This window comes from Paenibacillus maysiensis, from assembly GCF_000520815.1.
Lineage (GTDB): Bacteria > Bacillota > Bacilli > Paenibacillales > Paenibacillaceae > Paenibacillus > Paenibacillus maysiensis.
This window is the reverse complement of sequence record NZ_ASRY01000134.1, coordinates 1-3,360: the sequence shown is the minus strand read 5'-3', so window position 1 is coordinate 3,360 and position 3,360 is coordinate 1. Positions and strand designations below refer to the sequence as shown.

The 3,360-nt window shown below is 48.6% G+C and carries 3 protein-coding genes and 1 pseudogene; all 4 read left to right on the top strand.

Translation table 11 applies throughout. The features are described 5' to 3' along the window. A pseudogene (locus L696_RS0108675) lies at positions 1 to 272 on the top strand (UDP-N-acetylmuramate dehydrogenase); the annotation flags it as partial. Continuing rightward, a complete protein-coding gene (murA, locus tag L696_RS0108670; protein ID WP_209440946.1) occupies positions 262 to 1,572 on the top strand; it encodes a UDP-N-acetylglucosamine 1-carboxyvinyltransferase in 1,311 nt (436 codons plus the stop codon). The pseudogene L696_RS0108675 and the gene murA, both read left to right, overlap by 11 nt. Before the next feature lie 56 nt (positions 1,573 to 1,628). Next, positions 1,629 to 2,393: a cell division protein FtsQ/DivIB gene (locus L696_RS0108665; protein ID WP_025683298.1), complete on the top strand. Its 765-nt coding sequence runs from the start codon at positions 1,629 to 1,631 to the stop codon at positions 2,391 to 2,393. A gap of 199 nt (positions 2,394 to 2,592) precedes the next feature. Further along, positions 2,593 to 3,360, top strand: a 768-nt coding sequence (gene ftsA, locus L696_RS0108660) for a cell division protein FtsA (RefSeq protein ID WP_025683297.1), incomplete at its 3' end; no start/stop codon positions are given.

The following is a 3,360-nucleotide window of genomic DNA, read 5'->3' as shown; positions in this document are numbered from 1 at the left end:
GGCTGACTCAGCCGTTACAGCTGGCTTGTGCGGGAAGCGTGTTTCGCAATCCGCCAGGAGACTATGCGGCCCGACTTATTGAGGACGCAGGCCTCAAGGGCTTAAAGGCGGGAGGCGCTGAAGTTTCCGTACAGCATGCCAATTTCATTGTAAATACCGGTCAAGCGACAGCAGAGGACGTGCTTACCCTAATGAAGCATATTCAAAGTACAATATCATCTCAAACCGGCATCAAGCTAGTTCCGGAGGTTTTCGTAGTGGGTGAGCGGTAAACTCGGAGGTGATACATTGAACAAATTGGTGATTGAGGGAGGCCGTCCCTTGTCAGGCACCATACGTATCCATGGGGCAAAAAACGCGGCACTGCCTATTCTTGCGGCAAGCTTGCTTGCACAAGGTAAGGTAGAAATTCGGAATGTGCCTCATCTATTAGACATTAAGGTCATGCTGCACATCCTTGAGAGACTTGGCTGTACATGCCGACATGAAGAGGAAACGGTACACGTGGATACATCGTCCGTCCGAACGTTCCAGATTCCGGAAGATTTGATGAAGCAGATGCGCTCGTCTATCTTTCTGATGGGACCGCTGCTCGCCAGATATGGAGAAGTTTCCATTTACCAGCCGGGAGGCTGTGCCATAGGCGAGCGCAAAATTGATCTTCACCTGGAGGGCCTGAAGGCTCTTGGAGCGGAGATCGAGGAAAAAGAAGAACAAATTACGTTTCGGGCCCGCAAGCTGACTGGAACGGATATCCATCTGGATTTCCCGAGCGTGGGAGCCACCGAAAATATTATGATGGCCGCTGCGTTGGCCGAAGGACGAACGACGATTACCAATGCAGCGAGGGAACCTGAAATTCAGGATCTTCAAAACTTCCTGAATGCGATGGGGGCTCATGTTATCGGAGCGGGGACGGATACGATTACGATTACAGGAGTCAACTCCTTGAATCCTTGTACGTATGAGGTTATTCCCGACCGCATCGTAGCTGGGACCGTTATGATTGCGGCTGCGGCCACGCGTGGAAGTGTGTCGTTGACGCACTGTAATCCCTCACATTTGTCCGCTTTGATTCACGTCCTCAGGCGGGCTGGTGTTCAAATCGGCATCTTGAATGATATAATGACCGTAAGCTGCATGAGCCGCCCCAAAGCGGTGGAGAGGATTGTTACCGCCCCTTACCCGTCTTTTCCGACGGACTTGCAGTCTCAAGTCATGGTTCTGCTTTCTCTGGCAGATGGCTTCAGTGTGATGAAAGAGACGGTCTTCGAAAGCCGATTCAAACATGTAGATGAATTGAATGTGATGGGTGCCGATATTACGGTTGATGCGAATGCCGCCTTTATTCGGGGAGTTCCCCGTCTGTACGGGGCCACGGTAGAGGCTACCGATCTACGCGCAGGGGCTGCGCTGGTTATAGCGGGTCTGGCAGCTCAAGGACTTACCATTGTCGAGCAGGTACACCATATTGACAGAGGGTATGACCGGATCGATCGTCTTTTCCAAGGACTGGGTGCCCGAATGAGCCGTCAGTCTCCGGTGCCGGAGCAACTGGATTTCGTAAATTAATGCCTGTAATGTCCCTCCGTTAGCGGAGGGACCAAAGGCTTTTGTGGAGAGAAGCTATGCCAAACGCTCAAATACCTGTTCTTAAACAGAAGAGAATGAAGAAAAGAACAAGTCGGAAGATTGCCACCCTGCTCATTTTGTTGTTTATCGTACTGCTTGCTGTTCTCTTTTTCCGTTCCTCGTTAAGCCGGGTTTCTGAAATCCGTTTTGACGGTAATGTATTTTCGACTCGGGAACAGTTGCTAAATCGAAGTGGTCTGGCTATCGGCGATCAGTATTTCGGAGTCAGTTCTTCGGGTATTTCCAATAAGCTGCGAGAGATTCAGTCGATTCAACAAGTAACAGTGGACAAGCAGTTTCCAGGAGTTATTGCTGTTCATATTAAAGAGTATGCTACGGTTGCTTACGAGTTGCAGAGTGATGGGAGCCTGCGGGCCATTCTTGCGAATGGGACAAGCGTAGGCGTGGGCAGCAGCGGAATTGCGGTTGAGAAGCCCATTTTGACCAAATGGAAATCGGATGATCCCTACAAAGCAAAGCTGTGTGATGCGTTATCTCGGATTCCGGGGGAATGGACAGCCGACATTTCGGAAATCATTCCCGCGCCGATCCCTTCTTTTCCGGACCGCATAAAAATGTATACACGCTCTCAATTTGAGGTCATTACGACGGTTTCTCTGTTGAGCTCTAAAATCAGCTATTTGAATCAGGTGCTGGAAACAGAAGAGCCCGGTTTGATCACCATGCTGGAGGCAGATTCCTACGTTCCGTTCAAACAGGACACGAGCGAAGAGGGCCAAGAAAAAGATACTACTCAGTGATGTGAAAAAATGCTAGAATTGATTTTATGGGTAATAGACTTGCCTCCTTCTTTTTTCTTCAAATTTTTATGTGACTGCAACCATAAATTGGCTTCTAAAAAGTTTGTAGAAAAAAGAGGGAAAGCATGGAGTATGTTGAATATGTACAGAGTGTGTTCAAAGAACGAAATTCATTTTGGAGTCAGGAGGTGCCACAGACTTGAGCAACAATGACATCATTGTTAGTTTGGACATCGGTACATCCAAAGTTCGGGCTATTATTGGGGAAATGAACAATGGAACCTTTAATATTATTGGAGTTGGATCTGCCGACTCGGAAGGGATTCGCAAAGGTGCAATTGTAGACATCGATCAAACCGTGCAATCAATCCGTAACGCCGTGGATCACGCAGAGCGCATGGTTGGTATTCAAATAACAGAAGTGTATGTGGGGATTTCAGGTAACCATATTGGCCTGCAAAATAGTCATGGCGTTGTAGCCGTGTCCAACGAGGACCGTGAAATCGGTGAGGAGGACATTGAGCGTGTGCTCAAGGCAGCTGAAGTTATTGCAGTACCACCAGAGAGAGAAATTATAGACGTGGTAGCCAAGCAGTATGTCGTGGATGGCCTTGAAGGTATTCAAGACCCTCGCGGTATGATTGGAGTTCGTCTGGAAGTAGAAGCTACGATTGTTACGGGAGGCAAGACGCCGATACATAATCTGTTGCGCTGTGTTGAGAAAGGCGGCTTGAGGATCAAAGATTTGGTGCTGCTGCCTCTGGGTGCCGGACAATTGTCACTTTCGAAGGATGAGAAGGTGATGGGCTCGGTGCTGGTGGATATTGGTGCAGGCTCTACAAATGTTGCTATTTTCCAGGAAGGAACGATTGTTGCTACATCTACACTTCCCATCGGTGGAGAATTTGTAACCAATGACATTGCCTACGGACTGAGAACCCTTACCGATCAAGCCGAAAAAGTAAAG